Source organism: Thermaerobacillus caldiproteolyticus (genome assembly GCF_015326725.1).
Lineage (GTDB): Bacteria > Bacillota > Bacilli > Bacillales > Anoxybacillaceae > Thermaerobacillus > Thermaerobacillus caldiproteolyticus.
This window is the reverse complement of sequence record NZ_CP064060.1, coordinates 1,069,305-1,086,823: the sequence shown is the minus strand read 5'-3', so window position 1 is coordinate 1,086,823 and position 17,519 is coordinate 1,069,305. Positions and strand designations below refer to the sequence as shown.

Annotated in this window: 13 protein-coding genes and 1 pseudogene; 3 read left to right on the top strand and 11 right to left on the bottom strand. The window is 39.6% G+C overall.

Features of this window, described 5'->3' with window-relative positions:
- Nucleotides 1–12: 12 nt before the first annotated feature.
- From ISX45_RS05335 to ISX45_RS19450, 3 genes are read right to left on the bottom strand one after another with little or no spacing between them, the layout of a single operon-like run.
- Entirely contained in the window at nt 13–1,194 is a 1,182-nt protein-coding gene (locus ISX45_RS05335; RefSeq protein WP_194520171.1) for an iron-containing alcohol dehydrogenase, read from the bottom strand.
- An 18-nt stretch (nt 1,195–1,212) separates the two neighbouring features.
- Nucleotides 1,213–2,061: an AhlS family quorum-quenching N-acyl homoserine lactonase gene (gene ahlS, locus ISX45_RS05330; protein ID WP_194520170.1), complete on the bottom strand. Its 849-nt coding sequence runs from the start codon at nt 2,059–2,061 to the stop codon at nt 1,213–1,215.
- A 14-nt stretch (nt 2,062–2,075) separates the two neighbouring features.
- Nucleotides 2,076–2,312, bottom strand: a complete 237-nt coding sequence (locus ISX45_RS19450; RefSeq protein WP_323744669.1) for an aldehyde dehydrogenase family protein — start codon at nt 2,310–2,312, stop codon at nt 2,076–2,078.
- A 337-nt stretch (nt 2,313–2,649) separates the two neighbouring features.
- On the opposite strand from ISX45_RS19450, the gene ISX45_RS05320 reads away from it, so the two are divergent.
- Nucleotides 2,650–4,359 carry a sigma-54 interaction domain-containing protein gene (locus ISX45_RS05320; protein WP_194520169.1) on the top strand — a complete coding sequence of 570 codons (1,710 nt, stop codon included), beginning with the start codon at nt 2,650–2,652 and terminating at the stop codon, nt 4,357–4,359.
- A gap of 71 nt (nt 4,360–4,430) precedes the next feature.
- On the opposite strand, the gene ISX45_RS05315 is transcribed toward ISX45_RS05320, so the two are convergent.
- From ISX45_RS05315 to xylF, 7 genes are all read right to left on the bottom strand, one after another.
- Nucleotides 4,431–5,459 (bottom strand): AI-2E family transporter, encoded by a 1,029-nt coding sequence (locus tag ISX45_RS05315; RefSeq protein WP_194520168.1) that lies wholly within the window; start codon nt 5,457–5,459, stop codon nt 4,431–4,433.
- A gap of 356 nt (nt 5,460–5,815) precedes the next feature.
- Nucleotides 5,816–7,315 carry a xylulokinase gene (gene xylB, locus ISX45_RS05310; protein WP_194520167.1) on the bottom strand — a complete coding sequence of 500 codons (1,500 nt, stop codon included), beginning with the start codon at nt 7,313–7,315 and terminating at the stop codon, nt 5,816–5,818.
- Nucleotides 7,316–7,333: 18 nt separating this feature from the next.
- Nucleotides 7,334–8,659 carry a xylose isomerase gene (gene xylA, locus ISX45_RS05305; RefSeq protein ID WP_194520166.1) on the bottom strand — a complete coding sequence of 442 codons (1,326 nt, stop codon included), beginning with the start codon at nt 8,657–8,659 and terminating at the stop codon, nt 7,334–7,336.
- Nucleotides 8,660–8,822: 163 nt separating this feature from the next.
- Nucleotides 8,823–9,083 (bottom strand): hypothetical protein, encoded by a 261-nt coding sequence (locus tag ISX45_RS05300; RefSeq protein WP_194520165.1) that lies wholly within the window; start codon nt 9,081–9,083, stop codon nt 8,823–8,825.
- A 25-nt stretch (nt 9,084–9,108) separates the two neighbouring features.
- Nucleotides 9,109–10,287 carry a sugar ABC transporter permease gene (locus tag ISX45_RS05295; RefSeq protein ID WP_407649708.1) on the bottom strand — a complete coding sequence of 393 codons (1,179 nt, stop codon included), beginning with the start codon at nt 10,285–10,287 and terminating at the stop codon, nt 9,109–9,111.
- Nucleotides 10,284–11,804 carry a xylose ABC transporter ATP-binding protein gene (locus ISX45_RS05290; protein ID WP_194520163.1) on the bottom strand — a complete coding sequence of 507 codons (1,521 nt, stop codon included), beginning with the start codon at nt 11,802–11,804 and terminating at the stop codon, nt 10,284–10,286. Before ISX45_RS05290 ends, ISX45_RS05295 begins: the two co-directional genes overlap by 4 nt.
- 193 nt (nt 11,805–11,997) lie before the next feature.
- Entirely contained in the window at nt 11,998–13,068 is a 1,071-nt protein-coding gene (gene xylF / locus ISX45_RS05285; protein WP_194520618.1) for a D-xylose ABC transporter substrate-binding protein, read from the bottom strand.
- Nucleotides 13,069–13,289: 221 nt separating this feature from the next.
- Between xylF and ISX45_RS05280 the strand changes: the two genes are divergently transcribed.
- Together ISX45_RS05280 and ISX45_RS19445 are read left to right on the top strand one after the other, a co-directional pair.
- Nucleotides 13,290–14,483, top strand: a complete 1,194-nt coding sequence (locus ISX45_RS05280) for an ROK family transcriptional regulator (protein WP_181556736.1) — start codon at nt 13,290–13,292, stop codon at nt 14,481–14,483.
- Between the two features lie 697 nt (nt 14,484–15,180).
- Nucleotides 15,181–15,862, top strand: a pseudogene (locus tag ISX45_RS19445) (IS3-like element ISBth8 family transposase); the annotation flags it as partial.
- Nucleotides 15,863–16,401: 539 nt separating this feature from the next.
- On the opposite strand, the gene ISX45_RS05275 reads toward ISX45_RS19445, so the two are convergent.
- Complete coding sequence (locus ISX45_RS05275; RefSeq protein ID WP_194520162.1) at nt 16,402–17,472, bottom strand: aldose epimerase family protein; 1,071 nt, start codon at nt 17,470–17,472, stop codon at nt 16,402–16,404.
- Nucleotides 17,473–17,519: the final 47 nt, after the last annotated feature.

The window sequence follows — 17,519 nt, the reverse complement described above, 5'->3', positions numbered from 1 at the left end:
TAAAATGTCCTTTTATCTTGGTTCCGCTACAACACCATCAAAAGCGGCTCGATAAATCGCTCTTATATCGTCTTCTAACAATGGCAAAGGACTGCGCGCTAACAGCCGTTTTTGCTTCACCGCATCTTGTGTTAAACGCTCTAAAGCTGTTTCCGGTATATGAAAACCGCCAAGCGTTCTCGGAATCCCTACATCACGCACAATTCTTTCAAGTTCCTCAACACATCGATAAGAAGCTTCCTCCTCAGAAAGATAACTAGAATTTCCACCTAAAGCATTCAAAATATCAGCCATCCGCTTCGCACAACTCTTTCGAATATATCCCATTACATATGGAAGCAATACCGCATTCGATTCACCGTGCGGAATATGAAATTGCCCGCCTAACGGATACGCAAGAGCATGAACACCGGCGACACCGGCATTGAAAAACGACAAGCCCGCTAGATAGCTGCCGTTGCTCATGTCGATTCTTGCTTGTTTGTCATTCCCATTTTCGACAGCCTTTCGTAAGGAGCGCGCAATAAGGCGAATGGCTTGAAGCGCTAGGCCATCCGTCGTCGGACTTGCATTGACGGAGACATATGCTTCCACCGCATGAGTCAATGCGTCAATTCCCGTTGCCGCGGTCACGCGAGGCGGAACAGAAACGGTCAACTCCGGATCAACAATCGCCACATCGGCTAAAAGATAATCATGTGTTACAACATCTTTCGTTGTATCTAAAGAAAGAACGGAAATGTTCGTCACCTCAGAACCCGTTCCTGAGGTAGTTGGAATCAATATTTTCGGCAATCCTTTTTTATGCACTTTTTTCGTTCCGGTCAAATTCAGGTAATCAGCAGCCGGTCCCTCATGTACCGCTAAAACCGCCGCTAATTTCGCCAAATCCATGGCACTTCCCCCACCGACGCCAATAACCATATCAAAACGTCCTTGGCGGGTAAATGAAACTAATTTCTCTCCAATTTCTAATGGTGGTTCTGGAACGACATCCGAATAAACATAGACATCATATCCTTGTTCTGTAAGAGGACGGATAACCCGTTGAACGAGACCGATTTTCTCAAGTACCGGATCTGTTACCACTAATATTTTCTTCGGGGAAAATTGTTCGACTTCAGGAATCAATTGCTCCAATGATCCCCATCCTACATAGTTCAGCGGTGTAAATACAATTCGTGAAACACTCAATTCGCTCCCTCTCCTTTCTTACTCGTAGTATCCTTCCGTAGATTTACGGAACTTCTTAAATTGTTCAGAATCATGACCAAACCAAACTTGCGAATTCGTTTCTTTAGCGATTTGACGTATTCTTTCCACTGTATTCATATAGCCGAGAGAGTCATAAATAATGCCCGGCGGCTTAATCGGTGGCCCATAACTTTCCGCTGTATAAATCGCATCAGATGCAAGAATAATCCCACCTGTTTCAGGCAATTCCACATGCAGTCCAATCATTCCCCATGCATGCCCGCTTCCAAAATTCAGAACCTTAATTCCCTCTGCAAGAATAATATTGTCCTCATGCCGCTTCACTGTACGCCATTGAAGATTATTTTTAATCCACGCATCAATGTCTGCCCAAATATATGCGCCTTCCTTTTGATTGCGAGCGTAACATTGAAGTGTACCGTTAAGCTCATCTTCATGTACAATAATCGTTGCATTTGTAAACATTTCTAAACATCCCGCATGATCTAGGTGAAGATGGGAAGCAACGACATATTTAATATCTTCCGGTCTTACTTTTAACTCCTCTAGCCGATTGTGAAGATAGCACTCTTCATTTGCCGTCCACGGAAACATTTGCTGTGTAGATTCTGCCCACCGGCCTTGTGGTCCCATCGAATTCGGATTACAAGCAGTATCAAAAAGAATTTTTCCTTCCGGATGATCGATCAAAACCGTATAAATCGGAAATTCTACGAATTCGGTTTGCGCATTCGGATTGTGAATTGTCGCTGGATTATGCATTGCAATCATCCAGTTTTTATCCATTCTCATCCGTCCATTATCCATGACATAAAGCCTTGGACGCGGTTTTATAATATTTGACATTAAAAACTCCTCCCCTAATCGATTTTTGAAATAAACTTTAATTCTGTCATTTCTTGTACAGCATATTCCCTCTCATACCCGTAACCGCTTTCTTTTACTCCCCCATAAGGCATATAGTCGACGCGAAACGTAGGGATGTCATTGACAATCACAGTGCCAGATTCAATCCGCCGCGCTGCATATAAAATATTGGCTGTATAAACCATGTGCAGAAGCATTGAGCATTTCGATAGCCTCTTGTAATTCTCAATACGGAACGACGAAACAACCGGTGCAAAAACTTCCTAGCACGAAACCGCCGTATCCTTCTTTACATCAAGCAAATCGTTGGAGAATAAATCGAACCGTTTCTTTGGGTATTCACTCTCGCCCCTTTCTTTTTTATTCATCCAATAATAATGCAAATACCGTGCCAACACCAATAATATTCTTAAAATATGAAATTTTAGAAATATATATAATAAATATGGTGAAAAAAATCACCATAAAAAGGAGAATCCTAAAAGAACACCGAATAGGCTTAGTAGTGATTTTTTTCACCACATGTTGAATTTTTTCACCACCAACAAAAATAAGGAGGGCCTCTATATGAAGCAAATAATCATAGATCCTCATATATGGGAAAGCATTTTTTCCTCTATCCATAACGCGGTCATTGTTGTAGATCGAAACAGGAAAATCTTATTAATCAATTCCTCTGCCAAAAAACTTCTCCAGATAGAAAACGAAAATTGGGAAGGAAAAGATATACGTGATCTGATTCCAAGCACCCAGCTTCCTCATGTGTTAGAGAGTGGGACAAGTTCGATCGGGGTAAAAATGAACATCGCGGGACGCCAATGTCTCGTCAATCGAACTCCATTGTACCGAAACATCGAATTAATCGGAGCGATCGGTGTCCTCCAAGATATATCGCAAATGGAACACTACCATTCTCTGTTTAAGCAAATGGAAACGATTATCGAATTTTCGACAGATGGCATTTATGTCGTCGACCAAAACGGTATTACGATCATGGTAAACTCCGCTTACGAAGCCATTACAGGGTTCCGACGAGAAGAACTTGTCGGAAAGCATATGTATGATTTGGTGAAAAAGGGATATTTTGATCAATCCGTTTCTCTTCTCGTTTTACAACAAAAAAAGCGAATTTCCATCTTGCAAAAAATCGGCCGAAAAAAGGATTTCATTGTCACTGGAAACCCTGTTTTCAATGAGCAAGGTGATATTGAAATGGTCGTAACAAGCGTTCGGGACATCTCTCATCTCATTCAAATGAAAACAGAACTAGAAAAGGCAAAAAGTTTCTCGAAAATGAGCCACCACCGCTATACGTTCTCCGTTGACGGCTCAGATGAGCAAATCGTTTTTCACAGCCCCTCTATGAAACAACTTTTTGACAAAGTTCAACAAATTGCTCCTTACCCTACTACTGTTTTATTAACCGGTCCATCTGGTGTAGGAAAAGAAGTCATCGCTAACCTTATTCATAATCTAGGTCCGCGAAAGGACAAGCCGTTTATTAAAGTAAACTGCGGGGCTATACCAGAAGCATTGCTCGAATCCGAACTATTCGGTTATGAAAAAGGGGCATTTACAGGAGCGCGGCAAGACGGAAAAATCGGCCTATTAGAATTAGCAGACAAAGGGACAATCATGCTCGACGAAATCGGGGAAATGCCATTATCGCTGCAAGTAAAGTTATTGCGGGTGCTGCAGGAAAAACAAGTGCAACGAATCGGAAGCCACAAAACGAAAAAGCTGGACGTGCGCATCATCGCGGCAACGAACCGAAATTTAAAAGAGCTGATTTCCCAAGGAAAATTTCGCGAAGATTTATATTATCGGCTGCAAGTCATTGAAATGTATATTCCTCCATTAGCTGAACGCCCTGAAGATATCGAACCGCTGCTTGACCATTACTTTTCCTTTTATTGCAAGCTCTACCGCATCGATAAACATTTATCTCCAAAAACAAAGGAAATTTTGCAGCATTACCACTGGCCGGGAAATGTAAGGGAGCTGAAAAACCTGATGGAAAATATGGTCGTTTCCGTCCCATCCCAACTGATCGAACCGCACGATCTTCCTTTACATATTTATGACCAAACGACCTCCACATTTCCGCTCACGCTCAAAGAACGGGTCGAACAGTTTGAAAGACGCCTCATCTATGAAGCAATCGAAAAACATACATCGCTGCGAAAAGCAGCACAGCAGCTAGGGATCGATCATTCCACGCTCGTGAAAAAACTAAAAAAGTGGAAGAAAGCTGAAAAAACGCCGCGCCGGCACTAATGTACCAGCGCGTTGCGTTCTTTCGCTTATCGTTCTAAACCTTCTTGAACGGCTTAAATCCATATTCACACTTATTCATCATCGTCATCCCGTTTTCCCTGCACTGTCTTTACTCCCAATACATCAAGAATAAATACAAATACAGGAATCCCTAAAATCAACCCCCATACACCAAAAAAGTGCTCTGAAAAAATCAAAACGATAAACGTATAAAAAACGGGCAAATTTGTCTTCGAGGACATCAATTTCGGATTTAAAACATACGCTTCCAGCGCGTGAACAACGGCGATCATAATGAGAATGTAAACGACTTTCATTACTCCGCCTATACTATAAGCAATAAAGCATAGCGGAAACAACGAAATGATTACGCCCGCAACAGGAATCAAACCGAGAAAAAAGATTAGTATCCCCAGCCCGAATAATTGTGGGAATTCCATCATCCACAAGCACGCTACCGTAATCGCCATATTAATTGTTGCGATGATGAATTGAGCCTCAATGACTTTTCCAAACGTACGGGCAAATTTTTTCCCGAAATATTCCAACTCATCATAAAAAGGGCTGATTTTGCTATATTTAAAACGATTCGTGAACGAAATAATCCGCTCTTTTTCCAGAAGGAAAAATAAACTTAAAATTAACGCAAGCAAAATTTGCAGACCGACGCTGCTAATATCGCTGAAATATTTGATTAAATACGTCATTCCAAAATTCAGATAAGTAGTAATTTCATATTGCTTCAGTTGCTCGATAATGTAATTAAACACAATATTATCTTTGGGCTTCGAATAAAATTCTGTAAGCTGTTTGATCAGCTGCGAAATCTCGTTAATAACGACCGGCAAATATTTGACGACGCCGTAGACAAGGATAGAAATGACCGCGGCATACAGTAGCAGCACAATAATTTTCCGATTGATGCGAATCCTTTTAGAAATAAAGTCAACAAGACCATTCATTAAAAAAGAAAAAATAAAGGTAAGCAAAATAATATTTAAAATACTTCGAACTAAATAGAGAATAAAAATTAAAATAGAAAAAATAACAATTCTCTTCCACGTCGATCTCTTGAAAAATTGCATGATTTCTGATCCCACTCATCCATCTCCTCATTACTAAATAGAGTTTTTACCACTATTGATTTTACCGTACACTCACAAAAAATTTAATAAAAATTTCTGCTATATCGAATTTAAACAAGCCTCTTTATTATTATCGATACACGAGAGGAAGAAAGCAAGCGGACGAATTCACTGATTTGCAGTTTTTTCTGCATCAGTGCAAGAACAAGGAGCCAATTTGCTTTCAAGATGACCTATGAGCGATGCACCCGCCTGTTCATATAAATTGTTTGCTCGAAAATGATCGTTTTCATAATGCCCTAACTTAAAGAGGAGTCCATCACTGACATAACAATGCGCCGGCACGAAATGCACCGGCGCGCATAGAAAAATTAGTTCCGAAATGCTTTTAACTTTTTTGTCATCTCTTTTGTTTGTGGATAAATCTCGCGGTAAATAGCAAATAACTCCTGGTAACGTGCTACCGCTTCTTTTTGCGGCTCAACAACAAGCTCTACCTGCTTAAACACATCCGAACATTGCTCGAGCGAATCAAACCAGCCGCAGCCATACGCAGCAATCATGGCCGCTCCTAATCCTGGACCTTGCTCATTTTTTAATTTTTCCACTGGAATCACAAATATGTCTGCCTGCAATTGCAGCCATTCCCTGCTTTTCGCTCCCCCGCCGATGGAAACGACTGACTCAACCGTTTTTCCGCTTGCCTTCATTATCTCTACCGATTCATTTAGCGAAAAGGTGATTCCCTCCATTACTGCGCGCGCAAAATCCCACTTCGTTTGCGAAGAGTCGATCCCGATAAAGGAGGCGCGGATATCGGCATCGGCATAAGGAGTTCTCTCCCCGACCAAATATGGGGTAAACAACAAGCCATTGGCACCAATCGGTGATTCATAGGCCCGTTTGACAATATCGGCAAACGGGACATTTTCCATAAACATGCGCTTCCACCAGTCAAAACTATACCCGGCGGCCAATGTCACCCCCATAATATAGTAGGCATTCGGCTTGGCATGATTAAAATAATGAACTTTTCCAGCAAAGTCTTTTTCTCCTGTTTGCTCGTACGCCAAAACGACACCGGATGTACCGATGCTGCACATCATACGCCCTTCCGATAAAATTCCAGCGCCAACTGCACCGCAAGCATTATCGGCACCGCCGGCAAAAACTTTTACATTCGTAGATAGTCCAGTTTCTTCCGCGATTTCTGGAAGCAACGTTCCGACATATGCCGTTGATTCGACTAAAGGAGGGCACAGCTGAACATCAATGCCAAGGACGTCGCAAATAGGCTGGCTCCATGTCTTATTTTTAACATCTAACAACAACGTCCCCGCCGCATCGGAATATTCCATCGCAATGTGTCCCGTAAGACGGAAACGGACGTAATCCTTTGGCAGCAAAAACGTATACGCACGCTCATAAAGATGCGGTTCATGCTTTTTCACCCACAACAGCTTCGGCAGCGTAAATCCTTCTAACGCACGGTTTTTCGTAATCGATAATAACGCTTCTTTCTCCACTTTCTCCTCAATTTCCCGGCATTCTTCCGTTGTCCTCGTATCGTTCCACAGAATCGCATTTCGCAGTACGTTCCGTTCCTTATCTAAAAGCACAAGTCCGTGCATTTGGCCGGAAAAACTCAATCCACCAACAGAGTCAGGAGAAACATGGGAAACTTCTAATAACTTTCTTAAAGCAACAATCGTTTTTTCTACCCAATCCTCAGGATTTTGTTCACTATATCCGGACTGGGGCTGATATAAGGGATAAGTTTCTGTCCACTCTCCCTTTACATTTCCATTCCGATCCACAAGCAGCGCCTTTACTGCACTTGTCCCTAAATCCACACCAATGACATGATCCAAGACTATTCCCTCTTTTCATCAACGGATTGCACAAACTTCAAGCAAGTATTGATTCAACAACGTTTTCAATCGTTCTTGTCTACCCGATTGATTTTGGATTTCCTCTAGCTGTAAAGCATATTCTTCCAATTTACGAAAATCCGCCGTTCCTTCCACAATTTCACGTCCAATTCCTTCTGTATAACTTTTGTACCGTTCTTCAATAAACTCATCAAAAACACGGTCTTCCATCAATCGATGAGCGACTTTTAATCCAACGGCAAAACTATCCATTCCAGCGATATGAGCGTAAAACAAATCTTCTGGTTCGAACGATCCTCTTCTTACTTTAGCATCAAAATTCAAGCCGCCACGGCCAAGGCCGCTGTTTTTCAAAATTTCATACATTGCTAGAGTCGTAGAATATAAGTCTGTCGGGAATTCGTCCGTATCCCATCCTAATAATGTATCTCCCTGATTCGCATCCACAGATCCTAACATTCCGTTAATTCGCGCCAATCTGAGTTCATGCTCAAATGTATGCCCAGCAAGCGTTGCATGGTTCGCCTCGATATTGAACTTAAAATAATCTTGTAGCCCGTATTTTTGCAGAAACGCTAAACCCGTTGCCACATCAAAATCGTATTGATGTTTCGTCGGTTCTTTCGGTTTTGGTTCAATTAGAAATTGGCCGTCAAATCCGATCTCTTTTGCGTAGTCAACCGCCATATGTAAAAAGCGCGCTAAATTATCAAGTTCCAGTTTCATGTCTGTGTTTAAAAGCGTTTCGTATCCTTCCCGTCCGCCCCAAAATACGTAGTTTTCCGCTCCTAATCGTTTCGCAATTTCCAATCCTTTTTTTACTTTAGCCGCTGCATAGGCAAATACATCAGCGTTGCAAGAAGTGGCGGCACCATGGACAAAGCGAGGATGGGTAAATAAATTCGCCGTATTCCAAAGCAGTCTCGTTTTGCTTGTTTTCATATATTCTTCAATCATGTCTACGATAATATCTAAATTTTTGTATGTTTCTTTTAATGTTTCTCCTTCTGGTGCGATATCCACATCATGGAAACAGAAGAATGGGACATTTAATTTTTCAAAAAACTCAAAAGCAGCCTCTACACGCGCTTTGGCTAAGTCCATTCCGCTGTATTTGTTCCATGAACGGATCATATTGCCTGCACCAAACGGATCCGATCCATCTCCCGTAAACGTATGCCAATACGCAACCGAAAAACGCAAATGCTCCTCCATTGTTTTATCGCCGACTTTTTCCTCAGAGTTATAGTATTTAAAAGAGAACGGATTTTTTGATTTGGGACCTTCATATTGAATCACATTGATGTTTTTAAAATACGACATGCTTCATTCCTCCTACATTTTATATTTCTAAAATAGCTGTCCTTTTTAGAGCATCGATTTGTGGCCAACTACTTTTTGAAACGACTTCGGCAAAAGAGTAGCCAACTAGAATCGCATCCTCTGATTTCGTCCCCCGATTAATGGATTCCAGGCAAACGGTCGATCATGTTCGACTATATAACGATTGATAGGTGTAATTAATCATCGCGATTTTGATATCCTCATCCGTCACCAACAAAGCACATTCGCCCAATTCACTGTTATAAAAGATACCATTATGACCACCGCTCGTGAGCCAACCAAAATTATCCTGTCGCTCAAACAACAAGGCATCATACTTATTTGTTGCCAAAAACCTCTTCTCCGCTGCAAATCCACCCCGATATCTTGAATTCCTTTTCACAGTATTTTCTTGAAACTCCATCCCCCTCCTTTTGAATGAAAGGTAATTACGCTTGTTGACTTTTGCTTGATATGTCAATCCAAACAGCAATAATGAGAATCAACCCTTTTACAATAAACTGCCAAAATGTTTCAATATTCATCATACTCATTCCATTATCAATACTCGCCATAATAAGGGCACCAACAATCGCACCCACAATATTTCCTTTCCCGCCCATTAGGCTCGTGCCACCAATAACACAAGCGGCAATCGCATCCAACTCATACATTTCTCCGCTACTTACAGCCGCCGCGTTAAGTCGGCTCGTTAAAATAATTCCAGCTACTCCTGAAAGCGCCCCCATTAAAACAAACACAGATAAAATTACTCTCTTAATGTTAATTCCTGAAAGTGCCGCGGCTTCAATGTTTCCACCAATCGCATAAATATATCGGCCAAATGGAGTTTTCAGGGTGATAAAAACGAAAATCGCAGCAAACAAAACAACAACGAGCATAGGAATCGGAATACCGTAATAGCGGTTTAACATGTAAACCAAAACAAGAATACATAACGAGTAAATGGTTACCTTCCCATAATCATTCATTTTTGTACGTACAGTTAAGCCTGTCGATTGCCTTTTTTTGCGATTCCAAGCCGTCCAAACATATAACAAAACCATACTGATGATAGCTAGTACATATCCTGGTACGTAAGGAAGATAACTATTACCAATTATTTCAAAACTCTCTTCCAATGGGGCAATTGTTTGTCCTTTACTTATCCCTATTAAAATCCCCCGAAAAATTAACATTCCTCCTAAAGTAACAATAAATGCGGGTACACCGCGATAGGAAACCCACCAACCTTGCCAAAGCCCTGCAATAGCACCGATAGCAATGGCGACAATAATAACCGAAACTGTTCCCCATCCATACCAGACTTGTAGAATCGCCACGATTCCACCTGTTAATCCGACTAGCGATCCTACCGATAAATCAATATGTCCAGCTATAATAACCAGTGTCATACCGATAGCAAGGATTGAGATCACCGACATTTGCATAAATAAGTTTGATAGATTCCGAGAAGATAAAAACTCACCTTCCGTCAACATACCAAAAATAAGGGCGATGAAAATTAACGCAATAACAAGCGTGTAAGAACGAAAGTCAAATTTCACGCGCAAGCCACCTCGTTCATTTGAACGAGCAACCGTTTGTGTAGAGACTGTACTTTTCACCTTTGTTTCCCTCCCGTTGCACAAGCCATTATTTTTTCCTGTGTTGCGTCTTCCCTAGAAAACTCTCCAACAATCGCTCCTTCCGACATCACTAAAATGCGATCTGACATTCCAAGAACTTCTGGTAGCTCGGATGAAATTAAAATAATGCCGACCCCTTGTTGCGCTAATTCATTGATAATTTTATATATTTCGTATTTCGCCCCAACATCAATCCCTCTAGTTGGTTCATCTAAAATTAATATTTTTGGGCTATTTAACAACCATTTACTTAAAACTACTTTTTGCTGGTTTCCCCCACTTAGCTGAGACACTTTTACTTCAAGGTCCGGTGTCTTTAATTTCATTCTTTTTGTAATTTCTTCAGCGCTTTTTATTTCTAATGCATGATCGATGATGTTCAATTTGGTAAGTTTCCTTAATGCAACAAGTGTGGAATTTTTAATAATATCCATTCCTAGCACAAGACCATATTTTTTACGATCTTCTGAAACATAGGCCATACCAACTTTAATGGCATCTGCCGGATTCCGAATAATCGTCTCTTTCCCATCAATAAAAACCGTTCCTTGTTTTTTTCCTTTATATCCGCCGAATAAGCTAGTGAAAAGTTCCGTTCTTCCCGCTCCCATTAACCCTGAAATACCGAGAATTTCTCCTTTTCTCAAAACAAACGAAACATCATCAATCACTTTCTTTCCAGTATCTACATTTATCACGGAATAATTTCTCACTTCCAGAACTGTCTCAGCAATCGGACGGGGTTCATACGGAAAAAGTTCATTTAACTCTCTTCCGACCATTTTCGTGATAATTTTATCTTCTGAAAGTTCCTCAATAGGATCGCTACTCACTGTTTGACCATCCCGCAAAACAGTAACGGTATCGGCTAACTCCATCACCTCGTTAAGCTTATGAGATATATAAATACACGTAACACCTTTTGCCCGAAGATCTCTTAAAATCGCTTTCAAAATATTGACATCACTATCTGTCAATGCTGCTGTTGGTTCATCTAAAATAATGATCTGTGTGTTCTTTGTAAGCGCTTTGGCAATTTCGATCAGTTGTTGTTTTCCAACCGTTAAATCACCGACTTTTGTTTCTGGATCAATATTTAAACCAATTTGTTTCAACCATTTTTGAGCTTCTGCATAAAGACGGTTCCAGTCAATCAATGTACCTCTCATGAACTCATGACCAAGAAACATATTTTCAGCAACCGTCATTTCTTCCACAAGCGCCAATTCTTGATAAATAATAGCGATCCCTGCATCTTGTGATTCTTTTATATTTCGAAACCGTACTTCCTCTCCATTGATCAAAATTTTCCCTTCGTACGAACCATACGGATATACACCACTTAAAATTTTCATTAATGTAGACTTTCCTGCACCATTTTCCCCGCAAAGTGCATGAATTTCGCCTTTACGCACCGAAAATGTAACGTTATTTAACGCACGAACACCCGGAAACTCTTTTATAATCCCTTTCATTTCTAAAATATATGGTTGCATACATCCCCACCCTACTAACAAAATTTTTAGCAAATGCTCGATTTTCCCTATCCGACTAATAGCTATACATGAACGACAACATAAAATAGATCTATCGATTACTGAGCATACCCATGATAAGCAACTTAATTTACATGCCATGGATACCAAAACATAAGTCGCTCAACTTCGAATAAAGTATGGTCTTGATGTATCACGGGCGCGGTGGGCGTTGGCTTTCCGGAACATTTTTATACACGTCATCATAGGAGTGAAATCCATCTTTAACGACAGTGTCGATAACATTCTCTTTATCTACCATAATCGGGTCCAGTTTAATAAATGGTACATCAACTTTACCATTGTTAACCGTTTGATCGGTGTCAGTACTTTCTCCTTTAGCGAGCTGAACTGCAACTTCCGCAGATTTTGTCGCAATACGCTTAATCGGTTTATAAACGGTCATCGATTGCGTTCCTTCAACAATTCGTTGAACGGCAGCTAAATCAGCATCTTGACCAGAAACCGCTACCTTTCCTGCCAAACCTTGAGCAGCCAAGGCTTGGATTGCACCACCAGCAGTACTATCATTTGATGCAACAACGGCATCAATCTTGTTGTTATTGGCAGTTAACGCATTCTCCATAATTTTTAACGCTTCAGATGCTTGCCAGTCTTTTGCCCATTGATCACCGACTACTTTAATGTCACCTTTATCAATAAGTGGTTTCAAAACATTCATTTGTCCTTCTCTGAACATTTTAGCGTTATTATCTGTAGGGGAACCGCCTAATAAGAAATAGTTTCCTTTCGGGACCTTTTGCACTAAATACTCCGCTTGCATTTCTCCTACGCGCACGTTATCAAAAGAAACATACGCATCGACATCAGCATTCATAATTAAACGGTCATAAGCCAATACTTTAACCCCTTCTTTTTTCGCCTGCTCTACGACTGGAGACAACGTCTCCGTATTGACCGCTATAATAACAAGTACATCTATCCCTTGAGATAACATATTTTGAATTTGTGATAATTGTTTCGCGCTATCGCCATTCGCAGACTGAACCAGTACCTCCGCTCCAAGTTCCTCTGCTCTTTTCACAAAAATATCGCGATCATGTTGCCATCTTTCTAGTGTAAGATCCGATACAGAAAATCCGATTCTAACTTTTTTATTTTTTCCAGATTCGTCTTCACCATTTTTGTTACCGTTTACATTTTGATTCGCAACATCCTGCCCACAAGCAGTCATCGAAAATACCAATACAAACAATAACAACATAGAAACAATAATTTTTACTACCCTTTTCAATTCAATCCCCCTCCAGAACAAATCTAAATTTTTTGAACTTTCGATTAAATTATACCATTATACACTTTGTTTGTCTAGTGAATAAACAAAGTGTATAATGAGTATATGGTAATCACCGTATAAAATATTGAACGGTTTAAACGGTTAGGTTACATTTATAAACAAGGTAAATAATCAATAAGGTGATGTAGATGAGGAAAATAACGGGAAATCAACATTTAATTAAGAAAATTAATAAGTCCCTTGTTCTTGACATGATAAAAAAACAAGGGCCTTTATCCCGAGCAGATGTAGCTCAACGCTCCGGATTAAATAAAGGTACTGTTTCTTCCTTAGTAAAAGAGCTAATAGATGAGGAATTCGTCTATGAAATAGGACAAGGAGAATCCAGTGGTGGACGACGACCTGTTTTATTATTATTTAATGAAAAAGCTGGGTATTCGATTGGTATTGACTTAGGTGTTCATTATATTTTAGGTGTACTAACCGATCTTCAAGGAAACATTATCAAAGAAAAAAGTATCACTTTCAATGATAAAACGTATGAAACTGTCATTTCGCTTGTAAAAGATACCATTCAATATTTGTTAAATGAAATGCCTGATAGCCGATATGGGTTAATCGGCATCGGAATTGGGGTACCAGGAATTGTCGACAAAGCTGGAAACATATTATTTGCTCCTAATTTATCATGGAAAAACATACCTCTTAAAAACGAAATTGAAAACATTTTTCATGTTCCTGTCATTATTGATAACGAAGCTAACGCAGGAGCGTATGGAGAAAAACGCCTCGGCGCTGGACAGGAATTTGATAACATCATCTATGTAAGTGCCGGGATTGGAATCGGGGTAGGTTTGATCCTCAAAGGAGAATTATACAGAGGATTAAACGGCTTCTCTGGAGAAAGTGGCCACATGATTATTCAAGTAGATGGAAAGCCGTGTAGCTGTGGAAGCAAAGGATGCTGGGAATTATATGCTTCTGAACAAGCTCTTCTTCAAGGAGCAAAACAACTACATACCCTTCCTTTAAAACAAGAGGAGCTTACATTGGAAAAATTACTAGAGTTAGCAACCAAACCACATAAAGAAGTGATTCAATTATTCAATCAAGTAGGCAGTTATTTAGGAATAGGAATCAATAATCTGATCAATACATTTAATCCCCAACAAATCATTATTGGTAACCGTCTATCTATGGCAAAGAATTGGTTAGAAAAGCCTATCAAGCAAGTAATCGAAGCATATACTTTACCATTTCATCAAACCAATTTAAGAATTGACTTTTCAAAATTATCGATTTATTCCACTGCATTAGGAGTCTCCTTTTTTGTCATTGAGAATTTTTTAAAGAGAGAAGAAGGGGCTGCTCTGTTCCTTTAAGTTAGTTAACTAACAAAACGGTGTGGTAAAACTATAATAAAAAATCAAAGTTGCGCATGAAAATATACATAATAAATAGCGGTTAAACCTATACCAACATGGTGTTTATCCGTTTAAATGATTGAATGTTTGCTCAGTCATTTTCCGAATTCCGTCTCCAGAAACAGTGGAATCACTCGACTATAACCATCTTTTCTCTCCTCACTATTCCGAGGATTGATGGGGAAAATAAAAAATTCGCATCTTGACAGACATTTTTGGTGTCATGCGCAGTGTCTCCGAGAGCAAACCAAACTCAATGCTCCATTCTTTCAATGATGGAAACTTACGGCCTGTAGTAGGCACCCTTTCGATTCGCTGTTATAAAGATATGCGGTATTGTGCTGTTGTACAGAGATATAATGATAGGCTTGGGAGTGAGTTTTTCCATCTGGCTTGAGAATCACAAAGACTGCTTCGGAGAGTTTGTACTATCGGAGATGACGACTCTCGAATACTGAGCTCTTAAGTCTTTGAGAAGTTACAGAAAGAAGCGGAAAATCCTTTTTCGTAAAACCAATATACTGGCATGTGAAAACACAGAAAAAGATAGTATGATCCCCTACAGAAAAAAGAGAACATTTGATATGATGTTCTACCTGTGAGGGGATTTTTATGGGCTAAGAACTGAAAAAACTTTTGCTCATATTCAGAAGAGCTGAAACGTGAAGTCGTTCGTTTGAAATTGGAGAAGGACTGGTCTTGTCGGCAGCTCAGTGAACGTTTGGAAATGAAGAGTGGTATGCCGACTGCACAATGGGGCAAAAAGTTCAAATGGCGAGTCTTTTAAAGATCAACGAAGTGTGGAATCGTAAACTTTTTTCGAGTTTAGAAGAGAAAAATTCTTATTTGAAAGCGCAGGTGGAATACCTAAAAGGGCGCCATCCAAATCTACATGGGAAGAAGGATCCTAAAAGCTGAAAGGGTTCCTATTATTGATGAACTACGAATAAAATATCCACTCTATTAAAAACAAGTAGCACAAGAACCGATCGAGAACATCAAAGAGCCTGGCAGAAGACCTTTTGTTGAAAGGGCATCTATTAGCCATTCATAAGTTACACCCGTACTTTGGATATAAACGCATGCGAGGGCATACTGATATAAGGTGTGTGGTGTTTTAAGTATCAAATCGGTGATTAAGTATCAAATCGGTGATTCGCAAGAAACGACTTTTCTGCAGACGAAGAAGTTCGGTAGTATTTCCTAATGTCCTAAACAGCGAATTCTATGCTGAGAATCTGTTCCAAAAACTTGTAATGGATATTACTTATATGCATGTGGGAAATATGTCTGCTTATTTGTTTGCAGTTTTAGATTTATATAACAATGAACCTGTATGCTCTCCCCCATAGTTGGGGCTCACCAATTGTAGTAGCATGTTCTAGTCTTCACTCCTTCATTCCATTGAACTTCAAGATACACAAAACGTTAATAAATTATATTTGTATACGGCCACGTTGGTTGTTGGAAAGACGCTCAACCTTGAATAAGTGAACTTTTGATTCCCTCGAATACAATACGGAAACAATAATTCGTTGAAATTACTTTCAGCAAGCAAAAAACACTGGGCTTGGATCAATATCAAACCCATCATGAACAAGCGATCATCAACTCACGTATATCTATTGAAGGATGGACCATTTGAGTAACTTGTCAATCGGTCTCGCGAGCTGAGATCGAGAAAATTTCACGATCTCATTGAGTTTATTTATGCGGAGTTCAACGAGGAATATGCCACTGGTTTCTGTAAAAAAACAGATACAAGTGGCATAAAGGTACCTTCGTTTGCTCTTTTGAAATGGTAATTAATACAATGAATTTTGCTCATCTACTTATTAACACCAAAGCCTCTAGCAATGAAATTTAAGAAATATGATTAAGGAAGTACATGTTCATCATTTTTAATAATTCCAAACTTATACTTCGTTACCGAAGAATATTCCTTATCTTTTTCTAAGATATAGGAAGGAAAATGAGGATGATGAATCGCATCCGGCAATCCTTGTGTTTCTAAACAAATTCCCAAGTACTTTCGCGACGGCACTCCGCGAATTTCATAATCATCTTTTAATTGATTTCCTGTATATACTATGACACCCACCTCATCTGTTTCAATTGTCAAGGTGCGGCCATTCTCCGGATCCCATAATATAATCTCATTATCATGATGAACGTTTAATAAAAAGGGATGATCATATCCTTGTCCCACAAGTTCTATTTGTGGATGACCAGAAATAACTCCTTCCTTTATCGTTCTTCCATCTCGGAAATCAAAAGGAGTATTTGTTACATCTAAAATGCTGCCGGTCGGGATAAATTCCTTATCTAACTCTAAAAATCGATCGCTTTTTATTTTTAAGAAGTGATTTAAAACATCTCTTTTTAAATTGCCACTTAAGTTAAAATACGTATGATTCGTAACATTCAGCAACGTGTTTTGATCGGATTTCGCGTAATAAGAAATACAAAGTTCGTTCTCATTGTTTAATGTATAAGTAACTCGTATGTGTACATTCCCTGGATACCCTTCCTCTCCGTCCGGGCTTACGTATAAAAATTGAATACCGATTTCATTCTCTGTTTCAATGACAGCTGCTTCCCATACAACATTACTAAACCCTTTGAAACCGCCATGCAAATGATTGTTGTTTTCATTTTTATATAATAAATACGTTTTGCCATCCAGTTCAAAGCATGCGTCTTTGATTCTGCCAGCCACCCGTCCAACAACAGCGCCGAAATAAGGAGAATACTTTAAATAGTCATCTAAACAATCAAATCCTAATACTATATTTTCATAGTTCCCCTTATTATCAGGAGCTATGATCTTTGTAATAATACATCCATAATTCAGACAAGTTATCTCGATGCCATTATCATTTATAATAGTAAAAGCAGTCACTAGCTGACTATCAATCTCCCCAAACTTTTCCTGCATAACCTTCATTCCTATCCCCTTCTCTTTTTAATAATCTCCTCAAATAAAGATATGAA

Coding starts and splice junctions, on each gene's coding strand:
- ISX45_RS05275 (WP_194520162.1), bottom strand. CDS start 17,472: ATGAAGGTTATGCAGGAAAAGTTTGGGGAGATTGATAGTCAGCTAGTG.
- ahlS (WP_194520170.1), bottom strand. CDS start 2,061: ATGTCAAATATTATAAAACCGCGTCCAAGGCTTTATGTCATGGATAAT.
- ISX45_RS05290 (WP_194520163.1), bottom strand. CDS start 11,804: ATGCAACCATATATTTTAGAAATGAAAGGGATTATAAAAGAGTTTCCG.
- ISX45_RS05320 (WP_194520169.1), top strand. CDS start 2,650: ATGAAGCAAATAATCATAGATCCTCATATATGGGAAAGCATTTTTTCC.
- xylA (WP_194520166.1), bottom strand. CDS start 8,659: ATGTCGTATTTTAAAAACATCAATGTGATTCAATATGAAGGTCCCAAA.
- ISX45_RS05300 (WP_194520165.1), bottom strand. CDS start 9,083: ATGGAGTTTCAAGAAAATACTGTGAAAAGGAATTCAAGATATCGGGGT.
- xylF (WP_194520618.1), bottom strand. CDS start 13,068: ATGTTGTTATTGTTTGTATTGGTATTTTCGATGACTGCTTGTGGGCAG.
- ISX45_RS05280 (WP_181556736.1), top strand. CDS start 13,290: ATGAGGAAAATAACGGGAAATCAACATTTAATTAAGAAAATTAATAAG.